The organism is Mediterranea sp. An20, from assembly GCF_002160055.1.
GTDB lineage: Bacteria > Bacteroidota > Bacteroidia > Bacteroidales > Bacteroidaceae > Bacteroides > Bacteroides avicola.
In genome coordinates, this window is the sequence record NZ_NFJV01000005.1 from 76,646 (window position 1) to 100,725 (window position 24,080).

The 24,080-nt window shown below is 47.4% G+C and carries 22 protein-coding genes; 9 read left to right on the forward strand and 13 right to left on the reverse strand.

Going from position 1 to position 24,080, the window contains the following annotated elements; genetic code table 11:
- Positions 1–146 precede the first annotated feature (146 nt).
- Positions 147–968: a class I SAM-dependent methyltransferase gene (locus tag B5F34_RS04575; RefSeq protein WP_087335538.1), complete on the forward strand. Its 822-nt coding sequence runs from the start codon at positions 147–149 to the stop codon at positions 966–968.
- A gap of 540 nt (positions 969–1,508) precedes the next feature.
- On the opposite strand, the gene B5F34_RS04580 is transcribed toward B5F34_RS04575, so the two are convergent.
- The 5 genes from B5F34_RS04580 to B5F34_RS04605 all read right to left on the reverse strand — a co-directional run bounded on the left by B5F34_RS04580 (position 1,509) and on the right by B5F34_RS04605 (position 5,617).
- Entirely contained in the window at positions 1,509–2,060 is a 552-nt protein-coding gene (locus B5F34_RS04580) for a hypothetical protein (protein WP_087335540.1), read from the reverse strand.
- A gap of 1 nt (position 2,061) precedes the next feature.
- Positions 2,062–2,553, reverse strand: a complete 492-nt coding sequence (locus B5F34_RS04585) for a sigma-70 family RNA polymerase sigma factor (protein WP_162609284.1) — start codon at positions 2,551–2,553, stop codon at positions 2,062–2,064.
- 465 nt (positions 2,554–3,018) lie between these two features.
- Complete coding sequence (locus B5F34_RS04590; RefSeq protein WP_087335545.1) at positions 3,019–3,567, reverse strand: AAA family ATPase; 549 nt, start codon at positions 3,565–3,567, stop codon at positions 3,019–3,021.
- 389 nt (positions 3,568–3,956) lie between these two features.
- Positions 3,957–4,790 (reverse strand): DUF4377 domain-containing protein, encoded by an 834-nt coding sequence (locus B5F34_RS04600; protein ID WP_239448805.1) that lies wholly within the window; start codon positions 4,788–4,790, stop codon positions 3,957–3,959.
- Positions 4,791–5,173: 383 nt separating this feature from the next.
- On the reverse strand, positions 5,174–5,617 hold the full coding sequence (locus B5F34_RS04605) for an efflux RND transporter permease subunit (RefSeq protein WP_140392953.1): 444 nt from the start codon (positions 5,615–5,617) through the stop codon (positions 5,174–5,176).
- 54 nt (positions 5,618–5,671) lie between these two features.
- Between B5F34_RS04605 and B5F34_RS04610 the strand changes: the two genes are divergently transcribed.
- Complete coding sequence (locus B5F34_RS04610) at positions 5,672–5,965, forward strand: helix-turn-helix domain-containing protein (RefSeq protein ID WP_087335550.1); 294 nt, start codon at positions 5,672–5,674, stop codon at positions 5,963–5,965.
- A 389-nt stretch (positions 5,966–6,354) separates the two neighbouring features.
- Here the strand turns inward: B5F34_RS04610 and B5F34_RS04615 are convergent, their stop codons facing one another.
- The 6 genes from B5F34_RS04615 to pyrB all read right to left on the reverse strand — a co-directional run bounded on the left by B5F34_RS04615 (position 6,355) and on the right by pyrB (position 11,952).
- Positions 6,355–7,518: a serine hydrolase gene (locus B5F34_RS04615; protein WP_204245583.1), complete on the reverse strand. Its 1,164-nt coding sequence runs from the start codon at positions 7,516–7,518 to the stop codon at positions 6,355–6,357.
- Positions 7,519–7,631: 113 nt separating this feature from the next.
- Complete coding sequence (glyA, locus tag B5F34_RS04620) at positions 7,632–8,912, reverse strand: serine hydroxymethyltransferase (RefSeq protein WP_087335553.1); 1,281 nt, start codon at positions 8,910–8,912, stop codon at positions 7,632–7,634.
- A gap of 180 nt (positions 8,913–9,092) precedes the next feature.
- Positions 9,093–9,836 (reverse strand): porin family protein, encoded by a 744-nt coding sequence (locus B5F34_RS04625; protein WP_087335555.1) that lies wholly within the window; start codon positions 9,834–9,836, stop codon positions 9,093–9,095.
- 4 nt (positions 9,837–9,840) lie between these two features.
- The gene (locus tag B5F34_RS04630; protein WP_087335557.1) at positions 9,841–10,413 is read right to left on the reverse strand and encodes a flavin reductase family protein; all 573 of its coding nucleotides are present in this window, start codon (positions 10,411–10,413) and stop codon (positions 9,841–9,843) included.
- Entirely contained in the window at positions 10,410–10,868 is a 459-nt protein-coding gene (pyrI, locus tag B5F34_RS04635; RefSeq protein WP_087335558.1) for an aspartate carbamoyltransferase regulatory subunit, read from the reverse strand. The genes B5F34_RS04630 and pyrI overlap by 4 nt, the downstream gene beginning before the upstream one ends.
- Before the next feature lie 142 nt (positions 10,869–11,010).
- Positions 11,011–11,952, reverse strand: a complete 942-nt coding sequence (gene pyrB / locus B5F34_RS04640) for an aspartate carbamoyltransferase (RefSeq protein ID WP_087335560.1) — start codon at positions 11,950–11,952, stop codon at positions 11,011–11,013.
- 535 nt (positions 11,953–12,487) lie between these two features.
- On the opposite strand from pyrB, the gene B5F34_RS04645 reads away from it, so the two are divergent.
- From B5F34_RS04645 to B5F34_RS04665, 5 genes are all read left to right on the forward strand, one after another.
- Positions 12,488–14,827 (forward strand): transglycosylase domain-containing protein, encoded by a 2,340-nt coding sequence (locus B5F34_RS04645; RefSeq protein ID WP_087335562.1) that lies wholly within the window; start codon positions 12,488–12,490, stop codon positions 14,825–14,827.
- A gap of 20 nt (positions 14,828–14,847) precedes the next feature.
- Positions 14,848–15,222, forward strand: coding sequence for a 2-amino-4-hydroxy-6-hydroxymethyldihydropteridine diphosphokinase (locus B5F34_RS04650; protein WP_087335564.1), 375 nt, complete (start codon positions 14,848–14,850; stop codon positions 15,220–15,222).
- A gap of 187 nt (positions 15,223–15,409) precedes the next feature.
- Positions 15,410–16,075, forward strand: coding sequence for a hypothetical protein (locus tag B5F34_RS04655; RefSeq protein WP_140392954.1), 666 nt, complete (start codon positions 15,410–15,412; stop codon positions 16,073–16,075).
- On the forward strand, positions 16,072–17,370 hold the full coding sequence (locus tag B5F34_RS04660; protein ID WP_087335568.1) for a pitrilysin family protein: 1,299 nt from the start codon (positions 16,072–16,074) through the stop codon (positions 17,368–17,370). Before B5F34_RS04655 ends, B5F34_RS04660 begins: the two co-directional genes overlap by 4 nt.
- Positions 17,371–17,474: 104 nt before the next feature.
- Complete coding sequence (locus B5F34_RS04665) at positions 17,475–18,647, forward strand: phosphatidylinositol-4-phosphate 5-kinase (RefSeq protein WP_087335570.1); 1,173 nt, start codon at positions 17,475–17,477, stop codon at positions 18,645–18,647.
- Positions 18,648–18,723: 76 nt separating this feature from the next.
- On the opposite strand, the gene B5F34_RS04670 is transcribed toward B5F34_RS04665, so the two are convergent.
- The gene (locus B5F34_RS04670) at positions 18,724–19,662 is read right to left on the reverse strand and encodes a ribose-phosphate pyrophosphokinase (RefSeq protein ID WP_162609285.1); all 939 of its coding nucleotides are present in this window, start codon (positions 19,660–19,662) and stop codon (positions 18,724–18,726) included.
- Positions 19,663–20,017: 355 nt separating this feature from the next.
- On the opposite strand from B5F34_RS04670, the gene B5F34_RS04675 reads away from it, so the two are divergent.
- A complete protein-coding gene (locus B5F34_RS04675) occupies positions 20,018–21,535 on the forward strand; it encodes a DUF4301 family protein (protein WP_087335575.1) in 1,518 nt (505 codons plus the stop codon).
- A 79-nt stretch (positions 21,536–21,614) separates the two neighbouring features.
- Positions 21,615–22,781, forward strand: coding sequence for a formate-dependent phosphoribosylglycinamide formyltransferase (purT, locus tag B5F34_RS04680; protein ID WP_087335577.1), 1,167 nt, complete (start codon positions 21,615–21,617; stop codon positions 22,779–22,781).
- Between the two features lie 87 nt (positions 22,782–22,868).
- On the opposite strand, the gene ispE is transcribed toward purT, so the two are convergent.
- Positions 22,869–23,702, reverse strand: a complete 834-nt coding sequence (ispE, locus tag B5F34_RS04685; protein WP_087335579.1) for a 4-(cytidine 5'-diphospho)-2-C-methyl-D-erythritol kinase — start codon at positions 23,700–23,702, stop codon at positions 22,869–22,871.
- Positions 23,703–24,080: the final 378 nt, after the last annotated feature.

The following is a 24,080-nucleotide window of genomic DNA, read 5'->3' on the forward strand; positions in this document are numbered from 1 at the left end:
GAAATCTTCACGGAGGTTCCCTCCTTTTTTATGAACCATTCTGAATATTGTTCACTATTGCACTCCTTTCTCACGCTCGGCAAAGCAAGTAAAGCCGCTTTGCTCTCACTCAATCGAAAGTTCACTATTAAATTGCAATACATACAATGAAACAGAAACATGAATTTAAAAACATTGTAGCGGAAACACTGCTTATTCCGCTATACATGAGAGCGAAAGAAAGCCGTCGTACCAATCCCATTCTGAATGACAAAGCTGCGGAACAGTTGGCAGACAGTCTGGAATACGATTATTCCCAATTCGACGGAGCAAGGCTGAGTGAAGTTGGGTGTGTGGTGCGCGGATGGTATTTCGACTGTGCCGTAAAACGGTTCATCAACATTCATTCCTGCCCGGTAGTTGTAAACGTAGGATGCGGATTGGATACCCGTTTCCAGCGAATAGGAAATGAGAAAGCAGTGTTTTATGACATGGATTTGCCGGAAGTCATTGTGTTACGCCGTGGGTTGATACCCGAACAGCCAGGCAATGTATATATCGCGGCTTCGCTGTTGGAAACCGAATGGATGGATGACTTGCGGCAGAAACATCCCGATGCGGATTTTATCTTTATTGTGGAGGGTGTGCTGATGTATTTTTACGAGAAGCAGGTAAGAGCTTTTCTGCACCACGTAGCAAGTCGTTTCGGAGGAGGTGAACTGTGGTTTGATGTGTGCGGTACGATGATGAGCCGGCACGGTGTAAAACCGGATTCACTCCGCCATCACGAAGCACAAATCCGGTCGGGATTGAGCGACGGACATTTGGTGGAGCAATGGGAGCCGGCCTTACAACTCATCGACCAAGCCAATTACATGAAGTTTTTCCGCTCACGCTGGGGATTCTTCTTTGGACAGGTATTAGGTCGCATCCCTTGGCTGTGCTATAAGTTCAGTTCGTTACTTGGATACAGAATCATCTCAAAATAACATTTCACAATGAACAAGACAGAAAAAAAAGAAGGTCTGGCCCGGCTGTTTGAAATTGCGGGACAGAAGAAAGGGCTTTATGCTCATTTATGGGAAATACAGGAAAAATAGTTCCGGTTGGAAATTGAGGTAAGTAAACCTTAGAGTTATGTGGCTAAAATGGCACTTTACGCTGCTAAAGTGCCATTTTACGTCGCCCGGATGCAGGTTGGCATTCTTCAGATGACTGGTGGTAGCGCTTCCTCTCCTGACAATAAGAGGGTGTCACTTTCAGTATTTTCTGATGCTCCAGATGTCCCTTTGCGGTGTATGATGTTGCGGTTATGCCTTTGCATCCGATGTTTCACACTCTCTATATAAGATTTTCTGCCTATATCCTTCACGCTTTCACGCTGTATTAATTTGTTGTATGTCAGATGATTGTTGTGAAACATGGCGGTTTCACGCATCTTTCACATCCTGCAAAAATAGGTGGTTTACGATATAAGAAAGCCGCTCGGATTGTGAGCGGCTTACTTGAAGAGTATAAATAGACTGGATTTATTCCTTTATGGAATTGAGGTCACGGAACAGTATTACGTATTGCGGCCAATAATGGAATATGCTGTAAACAATGCCTAAAATCAGTCCAATTGTCATTATCCAGAAGCCAATACGGTGAAAAGTCCATACGCTCGGCAAAAGAAGGGCGAAAAAGAAAACAAGACACATGCCGATGAATATTTCACCCGATAAAGTCAGCAACTTGATAGTTGCAGTTTTTGAAAAAAGTTGTTTGGGAGAGAGGACGGCTATGTTGATGCTCTTTAATTTGCGGTACAGATAAATGTACCATATTGCACCGATAGCGAGGAACGAAGACAGGTATATTTTCAGATAGAGAGGAAACGCGATTGGATTGATGTTGTAGATTGCCGCAGCCACAAATATAATAGCTAGTAAGAGCAAAGATGTATATGCCTTGCGGAATTCTTTTAGTATCTTGGTCTGCGCTGTTTTGGAGGCTGACACGTTTATCTTTATATCGGTGTTTGTCTTGGCGAGCACCTGCTCAAGCGTTGACATGCTTTTTTTAAGTTCGTTGAGTTTCATATTACATCTGTTTTGAAAGTTTGTCTTTAATACGGTGGATTTTAACTGCAACAGTATTGCGTTTAATGCCAAGTGTATCAGCTATTTCATCATACGAATACTCATCAAGCCAAAGGAGTATGATAGCTTTCTCCATATCTTCAAGTCTATTAATTAGTGAGTGTAGAACTTGAAGATTCTCCTTTTGCGCATCGTCATTCTCGGAAGAGAGGTCGAGCAGACCAAAATCAACCGATACGGTTTCTATGTTTGATTTTGACGAACGCAAGGCCATGAGTGCCGAATTTACTGCTACCCGATAAATCCATGTAGATATTTTGCTGTCACCTCGGAACTGTTTTAATCCCAGCCAGATGTTGACATAGATTTCTTGCCGAAGGTCATCAAACGGCAATTTGTCGGTAGCATAGAAATAGCTGACCTTGTTGATAATTCGGGAGTGCTGCTTTATGAGCGAGGCAAAATCCCTTTCGTTAGTTGGTGGGTCTGTCATACTTCGTTTTTTTTTATTTTGCCTCGTTAGATGCAGATTTAGCCCCGAAAGTTTCATAAACGCGATTTATTTTAGGTATTTTTTTCTCTCTGCAAAAGTAGTAATAATCAGGTGAATACACACTCTCCATGAATGATATTTGAAGCTATTGTGCTTGTAGGTTCCTCGTTCTCTATTCACTTGGTGGATTGTTAGTCACCTAAATTCGTATTAGCCGACATTTTTACCTCAAGGCGTCCACCACCTACAAAAAACACTTATCAACTGTCAATATTTAGTTAAATATTACAGCTCAAACTCAAGTCTTTCCTAAACTTTTCATTCCCTCAAAGCAATTTTTTCACTCCCACCTTTCCTTAACTGATAGTTGTACCGTTATTTTCTCATGTAGCTGATATTCAGCGATAAAAGTCATTGAAAATCAACTCTACACAGAGCAACGGGCTTTCACGGTGATATTCTCTTTTATAATGTAAGTAAATGCTTTTTCCCCTTTATATGTTCTTTTATTATTGAAACGGTTTCTCCAATAGAATAATCAGTTGTATTTATTACAAATGATTCATAATCACCAATCTTGGCGAATTGCTCCCACATTACTTCTACTAACTCAATATTTGCTTCTTTGCTTAATTTCGTTCGTTCAATTGCGCGTTTCATCGTTTCTTCTTTGTCTGCTCTTAATACAATGTAGTGAACCTCATACCCCTCCTGTACAATCTTCATCCAAGGAGCTAAAAACCAAGGTCCTATTATTCCATCTACAATTACATCATACCCACCATGCGCATAACGTTTTGCGGCTTCTAAAAATGCTTCGACAACAACCAAATTCTGTTCTTGTGATTCAGGTAAATGTGGGGGTATTGCACCTTTACTCAAATAATGATAAAAATCATCTGTATGCATATGTACAGACTTTGCAAAATCAGATTCGTGTGCAACAATTGACGCTATTGTAGTCTTTCCTGTTCCGGGAGAACCGGTAATTATAATAATTCTACCTTGATGCATATATTTATATCTTATTTTTATGTATCCGCAAAAATATAAAAAGTGTCGTTCTTATGAAGAAAAAACGATATTAAAATAGGAATATATTAAAAATGAGCTACTTATGAGTATTTCTCATAGAACGAGGTAATGACTTGGGAATAGTCACAAATTCTGTGATGTGTGGTGTATTTCTGTCAAACAACTTTTATTTGATGCAAATGTACACAAATAAAACGAACGAAAAGAAGAATAAGCATTTTTTCTTTCCATGGTATTGTGACTATGCGGAGAGACAGCCCTTTGACGAAATAAAACATCGCCATACACTCAAAGAGGTTGGCGATGTCGCGGAAGGTCGGTATGATTGGAAGATTGAAAGAGGGCGAGGTGGAGTCACCCTATAATGGTTATTGCTTTTTTATTGTAAATTCCAACTTTTGAAGTCCCTTTTTATAAACATTGGCAAGGATGAGTGCGTAACGGACTTCTTCACCGGATTGCATGGATTGAATACGGGTAAACTCATCTTCGGGTACAACATCCTTAAACATCGGACCATGTGAACCGTTGCTTACCAATCGAATGTCATCGGTGAACGGAGACAGAACAAACGAATACATTGCCATGTAAGGCACGGACTCGAATTTCACCCAATTGGGGTCTCCTTTGTCAAGGACATCTTCCAACCAAATACGGGCGTTGTCGTATGACGGCAGCGATGAGCCATAACCGTCATCATAGAATATTTTACCATTCGCATCGACAATATATCCCTTGCTGGTTGCGTACTTCTCGAAAGGACACAAATCATGGTATTCGATATCTTCTTCCGATGTTATCTCTTCATCAACCGGAACTTCTGGTTCCGTGACAACTCTGTCCTCAAGAATACGGATAAGCGAATAAGTACGGTCGGAAGCATCCGCAGGTGGATTTGCAAGGATTGTCCGCCTTACCGAGAGATAATACTCATGCCCTCTTTCGTAGGTAAAACCTTCAATTTTTCCAAAACCGAGAGGTTCCCATACTCCAGGATTATCTTCCGACATGACAAGCATACACTCGATGGGATTCTCCTTCTTGTCGTCGCCCCATGCATACATCACGCCTGTTTCTGCTGAAATCTGCATTCTAATCTCTTTGACAGAATCTTTAGGCTCATCATCGTTACTACATGCTGTTAGTCCTACCACTGCAAACATAGCCATAAGCAGTATTCCGAAAAAGTCTTTCGTATTCATTTTTATCTTTTTAATTGTTAGCTATTATAAAAATGCAAAAACTATAAAAACATTGCATCTCGAATGCACTTTTTATTTCGTATGTCTTGAATAAAGTTGCTCCAATCCACAATCCAAATACAAAGGTAGTGAATTTCCTATCAATGACCTTCTTCGCAGAGCAAAAATCAGAGTTTTAAGACTTATTTCATACGCCATTTGTACCTCTATTGCTTCATAACACACATAAAGCTATGGTTTTCACCGATAATCAATAATTCCCCGACAAGTCCTCTGCTGTTTTGCCCCCGTTCCGACAGACCTGCGTAAAAAGACAAAAATGCCTACTGATTGTTAAGTTTTTGTTAAATCTTCATCTTCGCACGCATCTTCTTCCTTTCCACTCACTCTCTCAAAAGACAGCTTATATACCCCGTTTCTCCTTTGCCGGATTTTTGTACCTTTATTTTCTTATATTGCTGATATTCAGCAACAAATACTCTCTCATATGTATTCCACATGAACGATGATATGGCATCATCCACTTTGTCGGGTTGGAAAAATATCTTCTCCGTATGAAAACCAGCTGGAATATCCCTTGTTATTTCTGCCAGACGAGCGTCCACAGCCTTGCCCACATCGGGCACAATGGCATCCTGCTCCAATGCCATGCAAATGGCCAACGCTGGTTTACCATTCACGAAAAAACCGTTGCGTTGTGGTTCTGAATACTCCCGTTCCACACGGGCTATATCACCGATGCGCAACTGTTTACCGTCCAATGTCTTTATAAGCAGGTTGCGTATGTCTTCCTCGTCTTTTATATCCTCGTTCACATAGAGGGAGATGCGCTCATCGCCGCTTTTCCATCCTCACGGAAAGACCGTATCTTCGAACGTTTCATGCAACTGCTCAAGGAACATTATACTTCTGAGCGTAATATCGGTTTTTATGCTGACAAATTGTGCCTATCACCCAAGTACCTCTCGCAGATGGTGCTTGCCGCCAGCGGTCGTCATGTGAAAGATTGGGTGCAGGATTACGTTATACTGGAAGCAAAAGCCCTGCTGAGAAGCCGGCAGTACACGGTGCTGCAAGTAAGCGATATGTTGAATTTTCCCAACCAATCGTTCTTCGGGGTCTATTTCAAGAAAGCCGTAGGCTGTTCGCTATCGATGTATCAAAATATGGAGTAGCTGATTATTGTTTTTTGACCAACGGGATATAGGTTCAAGTTTGTAATAATGGGGAGTAAACAATTTCATATTTATATGTTCGAAATACAAACTTGTTCCTTCAGAGTGCCTTTCCCCTAATAAACTAGTTTGTTTTCAGGCGCTTAGAAGCCGACTTCCCAGCTATAGGGAGTCGGCTTCCAAAGTATAAACGTTTTTTCCGGAATGCCTAGGGTATGCCGTATCCATGAAAGATGCTCTGAACCCCTTGGTAAGAAATGCTATTTTCTCCTCATTTTCAGGGGAGAGTGGTAAACTGTAAGATGGGCGTGAAATATCCTCGACAACAAATACTCCGATAAATCATTTTGCATACTTGCTTATTTGTTTCAGCTTGTTTTGTAGGGAGTTTAAAGGTGTAACGGTGAATCGGCATCCAATATCTTCATGGCAATGTCCAGATAGCGTGTCATGTCTACGGTGAAAGGTCCGCAGTAGACATCATGCCGTTTTCTTCCCAAGCGGACAACGATGGCCTGGCGTGAGGGGATGGCAAAGATGTATTGTCCCAACATTCCCCGGAGGCAAGGAATCTGCTCGCCCCGGTAAGGGAAGAGCCACGTCTGGAGTCCGTAATAGGAGAGAGAGTCCTTTCCCCACTGGTCGCGGAGGTAGGAAGCGGGGTGCATCAGTTCGTCCATATAGCCAGTTGACACCAATTGTTTTCCGTTCCAATTGCCATGGTGGAGCAAGAGTCGTCCGAAGCGGGCAGCGTCGCGTGCTGTGGTGTGAAAGCAGCAGAAGGCTTTTTCATCGCCTCCTTCTTTGTCGAGCAGCCAGTAGGCATCACGTTCGGCCTGCATCGGTTTCCATAGTTTTTCTTCGGCGTATTTGCTTAAGGTCTGTCCCGTGGCAGCTTCGAGTGCGAATGCCAATAACTGGGTCTCGCCGCTGCGGTAGGAGAATTGCACGCCAGGTTCTTCTGTTACATCCAGATTGGTTACCAGTTCGTAGAGGTCGTTGCCATAGTATCCGTGAGTGGTGACGGAGAAGAGCGAGGCATAGGCTTCGTCCCATGCCATGCCCCCGCTCATGGTCAGGAGGTGGCGCAGGGTGACATCGGCCTGGCGCCCTTGGGTATAGGTAGGTATATAGCTCGATACAAGATCATCGAGGCTTTGTATTTTTCCTTCATCGAGGGCAATGCCAGTGAGCAGGCCAACGATAGTTTTGGTGGCAGAATAAAGGTTAGAGGTCAGGGTGTCGTTCCACCCATCGCGGTACGATTCGAATAGAATGCTATCATGACGGATGACAAGGAAGGAGAGGGTGTGCAGTGAGTCGAGGTAGGCAGCATCATCCGCGGTGAGTCGGTATTGATTGTATTGCCTGTCGTGGGGCCAGTGCCAGACGTTGGCAGAATTATGGCGCACGGTGTCGTGGTGGAAAGTCTCTAAATCGTCTACGACAGGCATCAGGTGGATAAGTGCCTGGCGGGCGTAGTAGGGCAAGGAGAAGTAGGTGATACCCCCTATCACCAGCAAGGAGAGGCAAATGTAGATTGTGCGTTTCACTTGTCAAATAAAGAATTAAGAACGGAGCATGATGAACAAACAAACGAAGAATGAAGAACCGCAGCCGGATGGATGGCCTGCAAATTCTTCATTCTTCATTGTCAGTTCTTCATTTAATAGGCAAAAAGCGGATAGTTCTTCATCGTTTCGTTGACGCGGGCACGGACTTGTGCAATGACTTGCTCGTTGTCTACGTTGCTGAGGACTGTTTCAATCATCTCGGCAATTTCCAGCATGAGGTCTTCCTTGGCGCCGCGTGTGGTGATGGCAGGCGTGCCCAGGCGGATACCCGATGTTTGGAAAGCCGAACGGGTGTCGAATGGCACCATATTCTTGTTCACCGTGATGTCGGCTGATACGAGCGCCTTTTCTGCCACCTTACCCGTCAGGTCAGGATATTTCGTGCGGAGATCCACCAGCATCGAGTGATTGTCCGTACCTCCGCTGACGATGCTGAATCCACGGTCGATGAGTGCTTGAGCCAATACAGCGGCATTCTTCTTCACTTGCGTGGCATATTCTTTCCACTCCGGTTGCAGAATCTCGTTGAAAGCTACAGCTTTGGCTGCGATGACATGTTCCAGCGGTCCGCCTTGTATGCCGGGGAAGACAGCAGAGTCGAGCAGTTGCGACATCATCTTCACCTCACCTTTTGGTGTCTTCTTGCCCCAGGGATTGGGGAAGTCTTTGCCCATCAGGATAATGCCTCCGCGGGGTCCGCGCAATGTCTTGTGGGTGGTAGAAGTGACGATGTGGGCATATTTCACCGGGTTGTCTAATAGGCCGGCAGCAATAAGTCCGGCCGGGTGAGCCATGTCAATCATAAGAATGGCGCCCACCTTATCGGCAATGTCGCGCATACGTTGGTAATCCCATTCGCGGGAGTAAGCCGAACCTCCGCCGATAATCATCTTGGGGCGTTCGCGCAAGGCGATTTCCTCCATCTGGTCATAATCTACACGGCCTGTTTCCTTGTTCAGATTGTATTCGCAAGGCGTGTAGAGAATGCCGGAAGTGTTGACATGAGAGCCGTGCGACAAGTGTCCGCCGTGAGCCAGGTTGAGGCCCATGAACTTGTCTCCCGGGTTGAGTACAGCCAGGAAAACGGCAGCATTGGCCTGTGCGCCCGAGTGGGGTTGCACGTTGGCCCATTCGGCGCCGAATATCTGCTTAATACGTTCGATGGCCAAGCGTTCGCTTTCGTCCACCACTTCGCATCCGCCGTAGTAGCGTTTGCCGGGATAGCCTTCGGCATATTTGTTGGTCAGGCAGGAGCCCATGGCCTGCATTACTTCGTCGCTTACAAAGTTCTCGGAGGCAATCAGTTCGATGCCCTTTAACTGACGTTGGTGTTCTCTTTCGATGATGTCGAAAATCAGGTCGTCTCTTTTCATTTGTATGGATATTAAATGAATAATTTAACAATAAACAGTAGCGGGCGGCAGGTGCAGACTGTAGGAGCCTGTCATCCGTAGCTGTAGGGTTTTGCCCCGCTAATTTTTCTTTTCCGCTTCGTTTGCAAAGGTAGGATAAATTAATGAATTCCGGGAAAGAATCGGCGGGAATTTATGCCATTAAAAGAATACCCCCAGCGAGAAACTCAGTATGTTGTCGCGTCGGCGGAAGCGGATGGTATTATCTGTTTCGCTTTCATCAGCCGGTTGGCAAGTTACTCCTTTGGACATGTCAAGCAAACCGATGTCGTAGCGGAAGTCGAAAAAGATGCGTGATATTGTGACGGCCACGCCCAATGTAAAACTCAGATTGAGCGGCCGAAGTTCTTCGTGGATGTTGGTCTGGTCGAAGTTTCTGAATGTGACGTCACTTTTGTCCCGCCAGATATATCGTATTTTAGGACCTCCGAACGCCGACATGGCGTAGGGGCCCGTCTTGATAAAATTATACCCATAGATGACAGGTATGTCGATGCTGTGTATCTTCGACTCAATGGAAGCCGTTGTGGTTGCAACGGACCCGGCTGCACTGGGTAGTCCGGGTTTGTTGAATGACACGTCACACTGGTTGACGTTGTACGAAACTTCAGGTTGCAGGAAATGCTTGCCGAAGTTGATGCGCATGAACAACGAGGCGAAATACCCCACTTTGTAGTTGTTTTGCACCTGCTCGACAGGCGTACCGCCTATACTGAAGTCATTCAGCAGCGAGAGAGCAGCGGTGAAGCCCGCTTTTGCGCCGAAGTTGGCGGTGACGGGTTGTTCTTCTTTTTTCCCGTCATTTCCCGGCTTCGTTTGCCCCCACAGGAGAGGAGAGCATAGCAGGAGCAGGCAGAGGTTTAACAGAAATGGTGAGGTGCGCATGGGGTTAACGGTCTTTTTTCTTTTCTACCGACCAGCCAAATTTACCGATACGGCTGCCCAGTTCGTAATAATTGCCGTGTACGTAAACCAGCGGGTGACTTTCGGACAATTCAAACTTGCCAGTATCTGGGTTGAGGTAGCGTTCGTCGGCGCGCACGTTTACCACGTCGGCTATGAACATATCGTGCGAACCGAGCGAAAGGATTTCCTTGACGCGGCATTCGATACACAACGGAGATTCTTCCACTAAGGGGGCACTGACCACGGTGCATCGGCCAGGGGTGAGCCCCATTTCATGGAACTTGTTGTAGTCTCGTCCGGAGCGCACGCCGCACCAGTCAGTGGCCCGTGCCATGTCGGTGGTGGTGAGGTTGATGACGAACTCCATGCGGCGCCGGATGATGTCGTAGGAATGGCGTTCGGGGCGCACGGAAATGTAGCACATCGGCGGGTTGGTGCATAACGTGCCTGTCCATGCCACGGTCAGGAGGTTATACTCGTCGGGTGTACTTCCACAACTCACCAGAACGGCGGGCAGGGGGTATATCATGGTGCCTGGTTTCCAGTCTTGTTTCATAGCAGCGTGATGTCCTTCCTTTCCTGTTCCTTTTCGCAATAGTGGCACCGGATGATGCACTTGTCTTTGTCGATGACGTGGAAGCGCGTAGGCATAGGTTCATTATTGGTGATGCACTGTGGGTTGGCACACTTCACAATGCCGATGAGTTCGTCTGGCAAGGTGAGCTCGCGTTTTTCCACTACCTCATAATTACGGATAATGTTCAGCTTGACGTTGGGAGCTACGACAGCTATACGGTTTATCTCGTCATCCGTGAAGAACTTGTCGGCAATTTTGATGATGCCCTTCTTGCCCAGTTTCTTGCTTTGGAGGTTGAAACCGATAGTGATGTTGTTGCTCATGTGCTCCAAGCCGAGGAGAGACACCACGGTGAAAAGTTTCTCGGAGGGTATGTGGTCAATGACAGTGCCGTTCTCCAGTGCGGCTACCTGTAGTTCTTTCTTGTCGTTCATAAGAGTCTAAATTAAATGAAGTATGATGAATGAAGAATCAAATAAAATGAAGAATGAAGAATATCGTGCGAAATGAAGAAATTCTCTGCGCGGATAGCTTCCGATGCCACGCACCGATTCTTCATTCTTCATGATGAGTCTTTTATTGGATAGTGTCCCGTCGCACGTCGTCGAGTGTGATGCCCAGTACGTCGCACAAGATAGCCTGTCGCGCATAGAGGCCGTTTTGCGCTTGCTGGAAGTAATAAGCCTGCGGGGTTTCGTCTACGTCGTAGGCGATTTCGTTTACGCGGGGAAGCGGGTGTAAGATGCGCAGGTTGGGGCGTGTATGGCCCAGCATTTTGGCGCGGAGGATGTAGACATTTTTCACACGCTCGTACTCCATCAGGTCGGTAAAGCGTTCGCGTTGCACGCGCGTCATGTAGAGGATGTCTGCCCGGTTGATGGTCTCTTCGGTAAAGTCCGTGTGTTCCTCAAAGCGGATGCCATGCTCACGGCAATAGATTTTGTATTCCTCGGGCATTTGCAATTCCTTGGGCGCGATGAAGTGGAACGTAGGGTTGAAGTGGCGCATGGCCATTAGCAGGGAGTGGACGGTTCGTCCGTATTTCAGGTCGCCTACCAGGCAAATGTCGAGGTTCTCCAGCGTGCCCTGCGTCTTGTAGATAGAATAGAGGTCCAGCATGGTTTGCGAGGGGTGCTGGTTAGCTCCGTCGCCGGCGTTGACGATAGGTACGTTGGTCACCTCGCTGGCGTAGCGTGCGGCCCCTTCAAGATAGTGTCGCATAACGATGATGTCGGCATAATTGCTTACCATCTTGATGGTGTCTTTCAGTGTTTCGCCCTTCGACGAGCTGGTGGCCTTGGGGTCGGTAAAGCCGATAACACGGGCGCCCAAGCGGTTGGCGGCTGTCTCGAAGCTGAGGCGCGTGCGAGTGGAGGGTTCGAAAAATAGGGTGGCTACGACCCGCCCGTCCAGCAGATGGCGGTTGGGGCGTGCTTCAAATTCCTTGGCCATGTCCAGCATGTAGAGGATTTTCTCTTTGCTGTGTTTGGCGATGGTGACTAAACTTCTGTTTTCCATATTGTTGGTGTGATTGTCTTTTTTCGAGAGCGTAAAGGTACGTATTTCCTTTGGAATATGGAAATTTTTTGGCGGGAATTGGTGTGTTGGGGCAAGGAAAATCCTTCCTTTTGCAAAGCCTTGGCCATGAGCAGACAAAGTCTCGGATTAAAGCTCGAAATGTCTTGTCTTTCTTTTCACCATCATCCCACGATAGTTGGTCTTTTGCTTTCACACATCGGTTTCTTCTGTACTATAGATATATGTGTTGGTGATGCTTCTTTGCTGTCGTTCCAAGCATGGTCGGGGGAGCGATGTGTTACCGGGATGTTTCAGATGTGTGATGCCGGAGGGGGGTGCTCTGTTCCTGATGTGCCGATGCTTTCCTCTGTTCTTTCTTATACTTTGGGAGCGGCTTCCTTATAGCTTGGAAGCAGACTGCATCTATATAAGAAGCAAACAGCCGGATGTGCGGGCGCTTAAATCGCCATTCCCGTTTTGGGTATTCAGAAAATAGTTTGTATCTTTGTCCGGTTAAAAACAACAATGACAGACAATGATAAAGAAAATCATACTGACCCTCTGGATATTCCTCGCTCTGTGCGTCTTGGCGTGCGTGGTGCTTTTTTATTCTATCTCAAAAGGATGGATAGGCTATATGCCTCCGGTGGAAGACCTGGAGAACCCTAACTATAAGTTTGCTACGGAAGTCCTGTCTGCCGACGGCAAGGTGCTGGGTACTTACTCTTACAGCAAGGAAAACCGCGTCTATGTGGGCTACGACGAGTTGTCTCCCAATCTCATTCATGCTCTTATTGCTACGGAAGATGTGCGTTTCGCCCGTCATTCGGGCATTGATGCCAAGGCTCTGTTCCGCGCCATCTTCAAGCGTGGTATCCTGATGCAGAAAAACGCCGGTGGGGGTAGTACCATCACCCAGCAACTTTCCAAGCAGCTTTATTCGCCCAGTGCGGACAACGTGATGGAACGCCTCTTCCAGAAACCTATCGAGTGGGTTATTGCCGTCAAGCTGGAGCGCTACTATACCAAGGAGGAAATCCTTACGATGTATCTCAACAAGTTTGACTTCCTTAACAACGCCGTGGGCATCAAAACCGCTGCACATACTTACTTCGGTTGCCTGCCCCGCGACCTGAAGACTGAAGAGGCTGCCACGCTGGTGGGCATGTGCAAGAACCCTTCGCTTTACAACCCTTTGCGCCGCAAGGAACAGACGCGCGGACGCCGCAATGTGGTGCTCGACCAGATGCGCAAGGCCGGATTCCTCACTCAGGCCGAGTGTGATTCGCTTCAGGCTTTGCCTCTCACGTTGCACTACAACCGGGTAGACCACAAAGAAGGCCTGGCCACTTACTTCCGCGAATACCTGCGTGGCGTGATGACAGCCAAGAAACCCGACCGTGCCAATTACCGGGGATGGCAGCGGCAACAGTTCTATGAAGACTCCATCGACTGGGAAACCAATCCCCTCTATGGCTGGTGCAACAAAAACCTGAAGAAAGACGGCAAGCCCTATAATCTCTATACAGACGGGTTGAAAATCCATACTACCATCGACTCGCGCATGCAACAGTATGCAGAAGAGGCCGTCAGTGAGCACCTTAGTGAGATGCAGGGATATTTCTTCCGTGACAAGAAGAAATCGAAGACTGCACCATATACCAGGAATCTTACCCCGGAGCAGGTGGACGAAATACTGAACCGCGCCATGCGGCAATCCGATCGCTATCGTACGATGAAGAAGTTGGGTAAGAGTGAAGAGGAAATCAAGAGGGCCTTCAATACTCCGCAGGAGATGTCTGTTTTCACCTGGGAGAACAACGCTCAGGTGAAGGATACCGTGCTGACACCGATGGACTCCATACGTTACTACAAGTATTTCCTGCGTGCAGGCTTTATGTCTATGGATCCACACAACGGACATGTCAAAGCCTATGTCGGCGGACCTAACTATCATTATTTCCAGTATGACATGGCCATGGTGGGCCGCCGCCAGATAGGTTCTACGGTGAAACCCTATGTCTATACCTTGGCTATGGAGAACGGATTCTCGCCCTGTGATGAAGTGCGGCACGTGCAATATACGCTGATGGATGAAAATGGCATACCTTGGACACCCCGTAATGCCAATCATAAACGCTTGGGCGAGATGGTCACCCTGAAGTGGGGCTTGGCCAATTCCGACAACTGGATAACCGCTTACCTGATGAGCAAGCTCAATCCATACGAACTGAAGCGCCTGCTCCACAACTTCGGTCTCCGCAACCAAGACATCTTCCCTTCTGTTTCCCTCTGCCTTGGTCCTTGCGAGGTGTCTGTAGGCGAAATGGTGAGTGCCTATACGGCCTTTCCCAACAAAGGTATCCGCGTGGCGCCCCTGTTTGTTACCCACATCGAGGATAGCGAAGGCAACGTAGTGGCTACTTTTGCGCCCGATATGCAGGAAGTTATCAGTGTTTCCAGCGCCTACAAGATGCTTGTCATGCTCCGCGCCGTTATTAACGAGGGGACCGGAGGGCGTGTCCGCCGCTATGGCATCAAAGCTGATATGGGGGGCAAGACGGGTACGACCAATGCTCACTCCGACGGATGGTTCATGGGATTCACCCCCTCGCTGGTGTCCGGCTGCTGGTTTGGCGGCGAAGACCGCGACATCCATTTCGACACCATGCTGCATGGCCAGGGCGCTTCGACGGCTCTGCCTATCTGGACGAAGTTTATGAACAAGGTCTTTGCCGACAAGAGTCTGGGATATGACGAGAACGAAACTTTCCAGCTCCCGCCCGATTACGACCCTTGTGCGGACGATGTGGCTGGCAAGAATCTTTTCGAGGGCGATGAACCTGTAGAGGGGTTGGATGAGTTTTTCGAATAAGAATACCGTTGCGAAGGAAAATGATTTATACAGTTTGCATAGGAAGCAACGAGCAGCGGCATGTCAACTTGGCATTTGCCCGCAAGCGGTTGTCGGAGTGCTTTCCGGGTATCCGCTTTTCGCATGAAGTCGATACCTTGCCGCTGAACCTGCAACGTGCCTCTCTCTTTGCCAACCAGGTGGCTCGTTTTGAATCGGAAATGAATCCAGCTGATGTATCTTTCTTCCTGAAGAGCATCGAGCGCGAAGCTGGGTCGACGCGCCAGGAGCGCGCAGGCGAAATCATCCGCCTGGATGTGGATTTGCTCTCGTGTGACGGTCAGGTGTATAAACCGCAAGATTGGGGGAGGACGTATGTGAAACAAGGTATTGAGGAATTGGATAAAATAATGTAATGGCATGTTGGAAATGTTGATAACTGTAGGAGATACTATATATGAGTTGTGGATCAGTACGGGATTGGATCAATGGAATGTATTGGTCATCCTTAGCTTCCTGGTCTCAGTAGGCTCTTTATGGTATTCGTGGAAAACGGTGAAAGGCGTAGAACGCATAGACAAGGAATGTCAGCGGCGCTTGCTGATGGATATTATCCGTCACTTGTATCGCAATAAGGTCTGTACATTAGCCATGCAGATGAAGTTTGAGAAAGCTCCCGGTACATATCCTTCGGAAGAACATTTCCTGAAATTGCAGTTATTGCCAAAGGATTTGTATCTGGAACAGTTTTATAAAGAACCTGCCAAGTTTGACCTGTTGCATGAACTGGAGATGCTTTTCCGCAATTATAATACGGAGATAGAAGTTGCTATGAAGCACATAGCGGATCCGTTAATTGATGATGCGACCAAGCGGCGCGATTTTGGAACCCTGCGTTTCAAACCAGATTATTTGTCTTTTGAGATATTGAAAGTCATGAACCATATCTGGAAAGATAGAAAGCAAGGCACAGAGGGAATATTGGATTCCAACAAAGATTTGTCTACGAAAAATGCTGTTGATATGGCTGAAATAATCCGGGAGAAACAGGAGAAAAATAAAAGGAACAATGCGCGGGTAGAGAATTGGGGAGAAATAGATAAAAGGTTATTAGAATCAGATAAAGAGACGGATAAATTTTATATTCCCTTATTCAGTAATGATTCTGATTATGACACACGGTTGGAAGAAGATGTGCGTATCGAATGCGGATGCAATGCCAAGGGGGAAGAAAAAATTCACATGATCTCATTCGGAACAAGGCCATGAGCAGTATTTTAGACAGAACTACCCCACCGGATATTCAGGCTCCCGCATCTTTCGTAGTGCGTGAACCCCTTCGCTACGATATGCCCAACGGTATTCCTGTATATGTGTTGAATGCCGGTGAGAGCGATGTGGTGCGCATTGATTTGTTGTTTGAAGGCGGGCGTTGGCATCAGGAGCAACCTTTGCAGGCACTTTTTACCAACCGTATGCTGCGCGAAGGCACCGACCGTTTCTCTTCCGATGAGATAGCCAGAAGACTTGATTATTACGGTGCCTGGCTGGAGTTGGCTTGTGCTGCCGAATATACCTATCTTACTCTTTATTCATTGGGCAAATATCTGCCGCAGACGCTTGATGTGCTGGAATCTATTGTTAAGGAGCCTCTTTTCCCGCAGAAAGAGTTCGAGGTGGTGCTGGAAACTAATCTCCGGCAATTCCAAGTCAACTCTTCTAAAGCCGATACCCAGGCCAGCCGCAGACTGATGCACGTGCTTTTCGGCTCTGCCCATCCTCTGGGACACCAACTTTGTGAAGACGATTACCGCCGTATTTGCCCCGATGTATTGAGGAGTTTTTACAGACGCTATTATCATAGTTCCAATTGTACGGTTTATCTGGCAGGGCGCATAGATGAACATAGCCTGCGGTTGGTAGAGGAACGTTTTGGTGCCGAACCTTTCGGAGTCGGTTTTAAGCGTGCTGGGCATCTGGAGTTTCAACCCGTTTCCGCTACCGGGTCGGACTTCTTTATCGAACGTAAAGGGGCGGCCCAGAGCGCTGTACGCATGGGGGCATTGTCGCTGAGCCAGCACCATCCCGACTATTTGAAGTTCCGTGTCTTGCTGACTCTCTTCGGCGGGTATTTCGGAAGCCGTCTTATGTCTAACATACGCGAAGACAAAGGATATACTTATGGCATTTCTGCCGGACTTTTGCCTTATATCGGCGAGGGAGTCCTGAATATTGCTGCCGATACGGCGTGTGAGTATGTGCGACCTCTGGTGCATGAAGTCTATGCTGAGATGGATCGTTTGCAGACGGAACTGGTGTCAGACGACGAACTTACACGGGTACGCCATTATATGTTGGGAGACACATGCCGCAGTTATGAGTCGGTATTTTCTCTGTCCGATGCTTGGATTTTCCTTCAGGTTTCCGGCCTTCGCAGGTCTTATTTTGCTGAGGTCGCTCAAGCTATAAACACGGTAACTCCCTCGGAACTGCGTGATTTGGCGCAGAAGTATTTATGTAAAGAAACTTTAAAAGTCGTGGTGTGTGGAGAAAAAAATCCCTAAAAGGAGTGGTTCCATCCCGATTATTGAGGATAAGTTGTAACTTTGTCCTCGCAAATTTCGTCTATTGAGAAGATATACCGGAAAAAGCTTGAATTTCATTGATTATGAGAAAAATTTATATATTGGCGTTTACCCTCACTTGTTTGTGTGCGGCTCAATCCCCCTTGCAGGCGCAGGAAAAGGAAGGTTTTTGGGGAAAACTGAAAGGAGTTTTTTCATCCGAAATTCGGATAGGTTCATATACGTTTAAAGACGGCTCGGTTTATACCGGTGAGATGAAAGGTCGCAGGCCCAATGGCAAAGGAAAGACTGTTTTTAAAAACGGCGATGTCTACGAAGGCGAGTATGTCAAAGGCAAGCGTCAAGGGCATGGCGTTTATACTTTTGCCGATGGTGAACGTTATGACGGAGACTGGTATCAGGACCAGCAGCATGGTCATGGCATTTTCTACTTTATGAATAACAACCGCTATGATGGTATGTGGTATCAGGACTTCCAGAGCGGTGAGGGTGTCATGTATTATTATAATGGTGATATTTACAAAGGCAATTGGTTGAATGATAAACGTGAAGGGCAGGGTACTTATACATGGAAAAACGGTTCTGAATATGTAGGTACCTGGAAAAACGACAAGAAAGAGGGCAAGGGAGTCCTTGTTTGGAATGACTCAAGCAAATATGACGGAGAGTGGAAAGCTGATGTTCGCAATGGACAAGGCACGTTTGAATATGCCAATGGTGACAAATATGTGGGCCGTTGGGTAAATGACATACAAGATGGAAAAGGCATCTATTTCTTCCATACGGGAGAACGTTATGAGGGTGATTATGTGCAGGGAGAGCGTACGGGCGAAGGAATTTACTATTATGCCAACGGCGACAAGTATGTGGGGCATTTTGAGAATGGCTTGAAGGAAGGTTACGGAACCTTTACATGGGCCAATGGAGCCGTGTACGAAGGCGACTGGAAAAACAACTTGCGCGAAGGACAGGGCACATACCGCTGGAGTGCCGGAGATTCTTACGAAGGAGAATGGAAAGACGACAAGTTCAACGGGCAGGGCATTCTGAAGATGGCTGACGGATCGGAATACCGCGGTGGATTTGTAGATGGAGCGGAAGAAGGAAGCGGCGTGCAGACCAGCAAAGATGGAGGCCGTTACGAAGGTTTCTTTAAGCAGGGAAAGAAAGACGGGCCTTTTGTGGAAACAGATAAGTACGGGCGTATTACACGGAAGGGTACTTATAAGATGGGGCGTATCTCGTCCGTGGAATAACTTCGGTTTTGCCAATCCATAAAAAAGGGCGCATCACGAAAGAATGATGCGCCCTTTTTTATGTTAGGATTCTATGTCAGATAATGTATTGTGAACTGATTGATTCGTTGTTCATCACACGACGGATGGTTTCTGCAAACATGGCTGCAATGCTCAGTTGTTTTACTTTGTCGCATTTCTTGGAGTAGGGAATGCTGTCTGTGAAAACCATTTCTGTCAAAGCCGATTCCTGAATGCGGAACGAAGCGGGGTCGGACATTACGCAATGGCTGGCAATGGCGCGTACCGAGCGTGCTCCGGCTTCCATCATGATGTTGGCTGCCTTGGTGATAGTACCGGCAGTGTCTACAATGTCATCGATGAGCACAACATTCTTGTCTTGTACGTCACCGATGATTTGCATACTGGCCACCACATTGGCTTTCTCGCGCGTTTTGTTGCAAAGTACCAGAGGTACATCCAGATACTTTGAGAATGTGCTGGCACGTTTCGAGCCGCCCACGTCGGGGGTAGCGATGACCAGATTCTCCAGATTCAGTGACTGGATGTAGGGCAGGAACACTGCCGAAGCGTAGAGGTGGTCAACGGGGATGTTGAAGAATCCCTGGATCTGGTCGGCATGCAAATCCATCGTGATGAGTCGGTCGATGCCGGCTACTGAAAGCAGATCGGCCACCAGCTTGGCACCGATGGATACGCGCGGTTTGTCTTTGCGGTCCTGGCGTGCCCAACCGAAGTAGGGGATAACGGCTACGATGCTCTTGGCTGATGCTCGCTTGGCGGCATCAATCATCAGGAGCAACTCCATAAGATTGTCCGAGTTGGGGAAAGTGGACTGTACCAGAAAGACGTGTCGTCCGCGGATAGACTCTTCGTAAGACACGGCAAACTCGCCGTCGGCGAAGTGGGTGATGTTCATCTTGCCCAACGGACAGTTGAGGTGATTGCAGATTTTCTCTGCCAGGTATCTCGAGTTGGTGCCCGAGAAGACCATGAAAGGTGCTTTTTCGCTCATTGTGTAGTAGATAGTATGTAACCTAAATTGTAAATATGGTGCAAAGGTATGAATTTCTTGTTACATGGAGCAGGCTTCTTGTATAAAAAATATGCCCTTCTCCGTATTTTCCGGCAGGAGATGGATGTAAGGCCATTGGTGCATGGTGTGCCGCTCTTAAGCAGAAAGCTCTGGGGGCTTTGAGCTGGCATCAGTTTGCCAGAGGAGTTCGCGCTTGCATAACAAGGTAATAAGATGTGGCAAATATGCAGGTTTTTTCCTTTCATGTTCAACTTCTTCTTTCTAAAAGTTTGTCTGTATCAGGAAATATATGTACTTTTGGGCAAATTTCATCCTATAAACATTGTACAACATCATGATGACACAAGAAGACAAAGACTTGCTGGCCCAGAAAGGTATCAGCGAGGCACAGATTGCTGAGCAGTTGGCCTGCTTTGAGAAGGGATTTCCCTATCTGAAACTTTATGCTGCCGCTTCCGTGGACAACGGAATCCTGGCTCCCGACGCCGACGAGCAGAAGAAGTATTTGGATGCGTGGGAGGCTTATACACAGACGGATAAGACGGTGGTGAAGTTTGTGCCTGCCTCGGGTGCAGCCAGCCGCATGTTTAAGAATCTGTTCGAGTTTCTGGGAGCGGATTATGACGTTCCTACTACTGACTTTGAGAAGAAGTTCTTCGACCGTATCACGGACTTTGCTTTCTACCAAGACCTGGATGCTGCCTGCCAGAAGGCTGAGGGTAAGAATATAGCTTCGTTGGTGGCCGACGGTAACTACAAGGCAGTGGTGGCTGCCTTGCTTCAAGCGGCAGGACTGAACTATGGTGCTCTGCCCAAGGGACTGCTGAAGTTCCACAAATATGAAGATGGCAACCGCACTCCTGTGGAAGAGCATCTGGTGGAAGGTGCCCTTTATGCTGCTAACAAGAACGGCAAGGTGAACGTGCACTTCACGGTTTCGCCCGAACACCGTCCCTTGTTTAAGGCATTGGTGGATGAGAAAGCCGCTATCTATGCCAAACATTACGGGGTGGACTATAATATCTCCTTCTCCGAGCAGAAACCCAGTACCGATACTATTGCCGCAGACATGAATAACCAGCCTTTCCGCGACAATGGCAAGTTGCTCTTCCGTCCGGGCGGGCACGGCGCTCTGATAGAGAACCTGAACGACTTGGATGCAGACGTCATCTTCATCAAGAACATTGACAATGTGGTGCCCGACAAGCTGAAGGGTGACACGGTGCTCTACAAGAAGGTTATTGCCGGTGTGCTGGTAGGTCTCCAGCAGCAGGCTTTTGCCTACCTCCAGTTGCTGGACAGTGGTAAGTACACCCACGAGCAGGTGTTGGAAATCCTTCAGTTCCTTCAGAAGAAACTTCACTGCAAGAATCCAGAGGTGAAGAATCTGGAAGATGCCGAGCTGGTCATCTACCTGAAGAAGAAACTGAACCGTCCGATGCGTGTCTGCGGTATGGTAAAGAATGTAGGCGAACCGGGTGGAGGTCCGTTCCTGGCTTATAATGCTGACGGCACAATCTCATTGCAGATACTGGAAAGCTCGCAGATAGACATGAACGACCCTCAGAAGAAGGAAATGTTCGAGAAAGGCACGCATTTCAATCCGGTAGATTTGGTTTGTGCAGTGCGTGACTATAAGGGACATAAGTTCGACCTGACCCGCTATGTAGACAAAGCCACAGGCTTTATCTCGCGGAAGTCGAAAAATGGCAAAGACTTGAAGGCGCTTGAGTTGCCTGGTTTGTGGAACGGGGCAATGAGCGATTGGAATACCGTCTTTGTTGAAGTGCCCCTCAGCACTTTCAATCCGGTGAAGACCGTGAATGATTTGTTGCGCGAACAACATCAGTAAGAATAATCCAATTGAAGTAACCGGAGAGGGTATCTGCCTTTTTCGGTTACTTTTTTGTCGTATTCATAACTCAATTAGTATGAAGAAAATCTTGTTGTTAGGCTCAGGAGAACTGGGCAAGGAATTTGTTATAGCTGCCCAGCGTCTGGGACAGTATGTCATAGCGTGCGATTCATACGAAGGGGCGCCGGCTATGCAGGTGGCCGACGAGTGTGAAGTGTTCAGTATGCTCGATGGTGAGGCACTCGAACGGGCGGTCCGTAAGTATCGTCCCGATATTATTGTGCCGGAAATTGAAGCTATCCGTACTGAGCGGTTGTATGATTTTGAGCAGGAAGGCATACAGGTGGTGCCCAGTGCACGTGCCGTTAACTTCACGATGAACCGTAAGGCTATCCGTGATTTGGCAGCCAAGGAACTGGGGTTGAAAACGGCACGCTATTTTTACGCCAAGTCGTTGGAGGAATTGACGGAAGCTGCCGGGAAAATAGGCTATCCTTGTGTGGTGAAGCCTTTGATGTCGTCATCCGGCAAAGGACAGTCTGTAGTGAAAGGTCCTGAAGATTTGGCTTATGCATGGGAATACGGATGTAGTGGTAGCCGGGGTGACATCAAAGAGTTGATTGTGGAAGAATTCATCCGGTTCGACAGCGAAATCACGTTGCTGACAGTGACACAGAAGGAGGGGCCTACTCTGTTTTGTCCTCCCATTGGGCATGTACAGAAGAATGGCGATTATCGGGAGAGTTTCCAGCCTGCACGTATCGATCCTGCCCATCTGAAGGAAGCGCAAGACATGGCAGAAAAAGTGACCCGCGCCTTGACCGGTGCAGGGTTGTGGGGAGTGGAATTTTTCCTGAGCCATGAACATGGAGTGTACTTCTCCGAGCTATCTCCCCGTCCGCACGATACTGGCATGGTAACGTTGGCTGGTACTCAGAACCTGAATGAGTTTGAACTTCACCTGCAAGCTGTGTTAGGTTTGCCTATCCCGGGCATTAAACTGGAGCGTATGGGAGCCAGTGCCGTTATACTGTCTGGCATTTCCAGTCAGAAAACTCCCAATTACCGCGGCGTAGAAGAAGTGTTGAAGGAAGAAGATACGTATTTGCGCATTTTCGGTAAGCCGACTACCCGTTTGAATCGGCGTATGGGCGTAGTGCTGTGCTATGCGCCGGCAGGTGGCAATCTTGATGCCCTCCGGGATAAGGCCAAGAGACTGGCCGATAAGGTAGAGGTGTATTAAGAGAAGTGACGATAAAATGACGACACCGATGTAAGAATGCGGAGTGCTTTTCCCGCCTTTTTGCATCGGTGTGTCTTTATGTTTTTGTTATGATAATTCTCCCTGATAAACGAAAACCCCTTTTCCAAAGTCCATTTCCGGTAACTCGGTTCCTGCTTTGAATAATCCGAAAACCGATGAACCGGAGCCGCTCATCGAAGCGTATACCGCTCCCAGACGGTACATTTCCTGCTTGATTTCGGCAATAGGCGGAAATTGCGGAAAGACACTTTCTTCGAAATCGTTGGCCAGATAGTTTCTCCATTCCTCCACGGGAAGGCGTATGATGTCTTTCGGAGAGGTCGTGGCTCGCCGGGGAGTGATCCGGGCAAAGGCTTCGCGCGTGGAGACAAAAATATCAGGTTTGACGAGGCAAATCCGGTAGCCTGCCAGTGAGAGTTCGATGGGCGAAAAGATGTTGCCTATGCCTTGGGCAAAGGTAGGGCGGTTGCGAATGAAAAAAGCACAGTCGGCTCCGAGACGGGTGGCATAGGCCTCAAGTTCGTTTTCTGTTATTCCCAACTCAAACACCTCATTCAGCATCTTCAGCATGAAAGCTGCATCTGCCGATCCACCGCCTAATCCGGCTCCCGAAGGAATGTGTTTGCTCAAATACACCTCTGTTGGAGGCAAATCAAAATCGGCATCCAGCAGGTGGTATGCCTTGCATACGAGATTGTCCTCCGGGCGGCCTTCAACGGTTTGGCCGTAAAGATGCAGCGTGCATTTCGAGGTTCCGCCGGTTGTTTTTGCCGGTATGATTTCCAGTGCATCAGTCACGGGGATGGGATAGAATACCGTTTCCAGATTATGGTATCCGTCGGGACGTTTTTCGGTAATGTTCAGTCCCAGGTTGATTTTGGCATTGGGGAAAGTCAGCATAAGTTTTTGTTGTTCAGATAGAATTTTACGGGCAAATTTACATAAAATATTCATACATGCAACGCTTTCTTCCATAAAAGCCGGATAAGTCGTTATGCTTTATCGGGTTAAAATACCTCCTTGTCGAACGGACTTGCGCTTTTCGACCAATGAATAAGCTGAGTGGTATGCTGCTGATAATCAGTATACTATTTCATATATATAGCAGGCTTGCTGCTTATCGTTTGGAAGCCGGCTGCTTATCGCTTGGCTGCTTTCAGCGAAGGGCTTATCAGAGGAACCGCCCTGTATACGGTGTGCCGGTGTTGTGCATAAAAAGTTTAAATCACTTTGCCATTCCTTTTTTTAGATATAAAATGTTCTAAAGTGAATATATTT